We start from the raw sequence: 4585 nt of genomic DNA on the forward strand, positions 1-4585 counted from the left end.
AGGCAAATGAGAAAAGTTGAAGTGCCAACTGGTGAAAAAACGTTATTCGGTAAGGAAAAGACAAAAACAGAAAAAAAGCCTACTGAGAATGTCATACTTTCCGAAAAAGATTATAAAAAACTGATGGCTGCTGCTAGAGATAATGAGCGATTAAAGGGTACGCTTGATAATGTCTTGAAAACGGATATTGCTAAAGTAAATATAGAGTTGGGTAAGGAAAACAAGGCGCTTTCCCGTGATCTACAAAAGCAAACGATGGAAAATAAGGATTTGCGAGTAGAAAATATGGAGTTGAAACGCCAAAACAGTAAATTAAACGATCATATAAGCGATTTGAGACGTGATGTGCGTTTGATATACGAAAGTACCAAAGACTTCTTAAAAGAGCGCACAGATGGCTTAAAAGCCTTTAAAAGTGTATTTAAGGGGTTTGTAGACAAAGTGCGAGATAAAACGATGGACTTTCAAGAAAAACATAACATTACGCCTGAAAGAAATGAATTTGAAAAAGTCCATGCTAAGGAATTGAGAAAAGAACGTGATCGAGATCGGGGAATGGAATTATAGAAAAAAGCACCTTTCCAGGTGCTTTTTTTATGGTTTTGAGCGAAGCGAAAAACCACTTCTTTCTATTCTTGATACATATAGAAATAACAAGTTTTTTATTTTGTGGTTTGAAATGATGTTCAAAGTCTTGATATGTAAGGGTTTTGTGAATCTACTAGTCTATTAAAATCCTTGAATATAGAAAACCCATCTGATAGAGTTAAGTTACCACACTTCACAAATACCAGATGGGAGGGTTTTCTATATCCTTATGTGTCATAATCATAGCATTAATTTAGACCAAAATTCAAGGGTCTTGGTCGATAAGACAAAAAGTGGCAAAGAAAGACCCTGGCGAAGCAAAAAGCTATCAAACGTTAGTTATTATGAACTTCTGCATATATTAGAATTTAAAAAAGCTGAACGGGTAAAAGAGTGTGGTACTGTTTTAGAGTTCAAAGCTAATGAGGATACAGGACATTTAAAATTGTTTAAGACATGGTTTTGTAAGTCTCGATTGTGTTCACTTTGCAATTGGAGGAGAGCCATGAAGCATAGTAGTCAAACGAAAAAAATAGTTGCCGAAGTGGTAAGACGAAAGCCAAAGGCAAGGTGGGTTTTTCTCACATTAACCGTTAAAAACGTTTATGATGGTGAAGAATTAAATAAAAGCTTGTCTGTGATGTCTAAGGGTTTTAATCGTATGACGAAATATAAAAAAATAGAAAAAAATTTAATTGGTTTTATGCGAGCGACAGAAGTAACAGTGAATCCTGTTGATAATTCATATAATCAGCACATGCATGTTTTGTTATGTGTTGAAAGCACTTATTTTTACAACACAGAAAACTACATAAATCAAAAGCAATGGATCCAGTTTTGGAAACGTGCTATGAAATTGGATTATGATCCAAATGTAAAAGTCCAAATTGTGAAACCGAAAAACAAGTACAAGTCAGATATTCAATCTGCTATTGATGAAACAGCAAAATATCCGATAAAAGATACAGACTATATGACAGATGATGAAGAAAAAAATTTGCAGCGTGTGGCTGATTTAGAAAAAGGATTGCATCGTAAACGGTTGATCTCATATGGTGGATTGTTGAAAGAAATACATGCAGAATTTCGTCTTGATGATGCTGAAGATGGCGACTTGATTCATACAGATGATGACGAGGAAAAAGCAAACGAGGAAGCTTTTAGTATTATTGCTTTTTGGAACTGGGAACGTAGAAATTATTTTATTAAGGGATAACAAATGTTATCCCTCTTTACTTTTTTTAAATGCAAATAAGCCACTTAATATAGTTATAATTATAAAAGATATAGATAAATAGAAAACTACGGAATCGCCAGATACATTGAGTTCATCTACAATTACTCCTTGTTGAAATAATAAAATTAAACCAATTGTAGTGAGAACGATTGAGTTAAAAAAAACATAAATATTTTTTTTAACTTTTTTATTTAGAAAGGTCAAAAAAAATAAATTAAATATTAAAAGTAAGGTGATTACATAGTAAATAGGTCTTAAATAATCGAATGTTTCTATGATTTTCACTCCTCAACTATTTTTATTATTGTTACTTGAGATTATATTACAAAATTAAGTTGACAATATTTTCCCATTAGGTAATTATATAGTTATCTAAGGTGTCTTAGTAATTAAAATATTATTTTATTGAGGAGGATAAAGCAAATAAAATCTAAATTGTTTTTATTCGTTTTGGCAGCATTCGTATTATTACCTATTAATTTAGTAAGTGCAGAAACAGATGAGTTAGGTTATGAATATACACCTAAAAAGGCAAATGAAATTGATTTTTCAGAGGGAGATTTTTACGTGGTACCTCTTTCTGAGGGTTTAAGGGATGAAGATACAATTTATGCGGTGTATGACAATAGTGAGGTAGAAAAATATGAACAAAGTTTACCGACTTTGTTTGCCTCGATGCCAACTAAGTTTTCTCAATATTATTCTAAGTCTAAATGGATAACTAGAAGTGGTGTAGTATCTTTGTCTCTTTACCCCAAAAAACCAGCATACCAGGATCCTCCGGGAATGGCGGGAGCACATTTACAAAAATACAGATGGAAAGTAGTTTATGATAAACATCATAAAAGTTTAAAATGGAAGAATACAGCTAGTATGAAGGCCCAATTACATTGTCACGCTGATTATCCTAAAAAGTATAAAACACCTTGGAATATTGAGCCACACCGTACAGAAAGTAATTATTGGAAAGTGGTTGCAAAAGCTTGTAATCCTTAAAATAGAATAATAGAAATTAAATAAAAAAAGGGTAGTAGTAATCGCTATCCTTTTTTTATTTTTAATTTAAGTTACCTAAACATCTTGAAATAAGGTAACCAAAATGGTATAATATGAGTAACTAAAATAATGGAGATGATCCTATGAAGTGTATGAATTGTGGCGGAACGCATGATGTGATTGATTTTTATAATGGTGATGAATACATAATTTTATGTGTCAATTGCCGTCAAAGATTAGCAATGGGAAAGCTGCATCTTAGCAAGGTAGGCCGTCCTAGCATGGGTACGACAAAAAAAGTCTCTCTTACGCTTTCAGACGATATGTGGGAATGGCTCGATGAAAAAGCAGAGGGCAACCGGTCAAAGTTTTTACGGGAAATTGTTTCAAGCGCACTTGGAAACGAAAGCGAATGGAGCAACGCTGCATGTCTAGGATATGCGATTGCAGGAGCGAAAAAACTTGGCTATGATGACGAACAGATTCGCCAGCTGGTACGTGCGATCTACGGTGAATTTGATATGAAAACTGTTTCCGAGTCGGAGGATATTTACAGGGATTCTGCTTATTAGTGGTTTTGTCCGTTAAACTGGTATGCCGATAGCGTGCCAGTTTATTGGTTCTTGCTGAGTACGGCTATCGGTACGAATGCTGTAACGGACAAAATGGAAATTATCAAGGGTTTAGGGTGGAGATTTTTTGAGCGATTTTCTCAAAAAATACGACCCGTCCCTTGATGATTTTCAAACGGGTTCGAGTGCCCCCTTGCTGAGGTGGTAGGAGGTCGGTTTTTTGGTTTTACCTTTTTCCGAAAAAAAGGTAAAGGTCTAAAAGGTTTTAGTCGGCACTGCCGACAGCCTCGCAGAGCACACCTTTACGAATGTAAAGTATAGTGTGATATACTTTACATGGAAGTGTTGCCGAAATACATATCCGTTTGACCACTTTTTGACGTGTTTTTGACGAGTTTTTGCTACCCCCAAAAGGAGTGAAATACATGAGTTTTGCAGTAGCACATATGCAGAAAATCAAGGCTCCCGCACTGAAAGGAATGCAGTTTCATCATCAGAGAGAAAGGGAGAGTAAAACGAATCCCGATATTGATGAAGATCGTTCGAAAGAAAACTACGATCTGGCCAATGATAAAGATATTGATTTCAATGAACGGGTGAAAGAAATCATCGAATCACAGAAAGTCGGAACGAGAAAAACCAGAAAAGATGCTGTTCTGGTGAATGAATTGATGGTGACTTCCGACAGAGATTTTTTTGATAGCATGGATCCAGCAGAGCGAGACCGTTTTTTCGAGGAAAGTTATAAATTATTTTCCGAGCGATATGGAAAGCAAAACATTGCTTACGCAAAAGTACATCTTGATGAAAAAACCCCTCACATGCATTTGGGTGTTGTTCCCATGCGTGATGGAAAACTCCAAGGGAAAAACGTGTTTAATCGCCAAGAGTTGTTATGGCTGCAGGATAAATTCCCGGCACATATGCAAAAACTTGGTTTTGATTTGGAACGTGGAGAAAAAGGCTCTGATCGTGAGCATGTTGAAATGACGAAATTTAAAAGACAAACCTTAGAAAAAGAGATTGATTCACTGGAAAAAAACTTGGAATCCAAAAAAAATGAGCTGTCCGTTCTTAATGAGCAAGTGCCAAATGAAGTCAAAGTATCGGCCAAAAGGCAAATGAGAAAAGTTGAAGTGCCAACTGGTGAAAAAACGTTATTCGGTAAGGAAAAGACAAAAACAGAAAAAAA

At 35.1% G+C, this 4585-nt stretch carries 4 protein-coding genes and 1 pseudogene; all 5 read left to right on the forward strand.

Translation table 11 applies throughout. From position 1 onward, the window contains the following. Positions 1-567: pseudogene (locus WMZ97_RS21725) on the forward strand (MobV family relaxase); the annotation flags it as partial. Positions 568-817: 250 nt separating this feature from the next. After that, positions 818-1804, forward strand: coding sequence for a protein rep (locus WMZ97_RS21730; RefSeq protein WP_343274154.1), 987 nt, complete (start codon positions 818-820; stop codon positions 1802-1804). Between the two features lie 471 nt (positions 1805-2275). Further along, positions 2276-2821 (forward strand): DUF2599 domain-containing protein, encoded by a 546-nt coding sequence (locus tag WMZ97_RS21735; protein ID WP_343274155.1) that lies wholly within the window; start codon positions 2276-2278, stop codon positions 2819-2821. 143 nt (positions 2822-2964) lie between these two features. After that, positions 2965-3393, forward strand: coding sequence for a ribbon-helix-helix domain-containing protein (locus WMZ97_RS21740; RefSeq protein ID WP_343274156.1), 429 nt, complete (start codon positions 2965-2967; stop codon positions 3391-3393). Between the two features lie 425 nt (positions 3394-3818). Further along, positions 3819-4585 (forward strand): MobV family relaxase (gene mobV, locus WMZ97_RS21745; protein ID WP_343274157.1); only part of this gene is annotated, 767 nt, incomplete at its 3' end.

Source organism: Lentibacillus songyuanensis (assembly GCF_039548255.1).
Lineage (GTDB): Bacteria > Bacillota > Bacilli > Bacillales > Amphibacillaceae > Lentibacillus_C > Lentibacillus_C songyuanensis.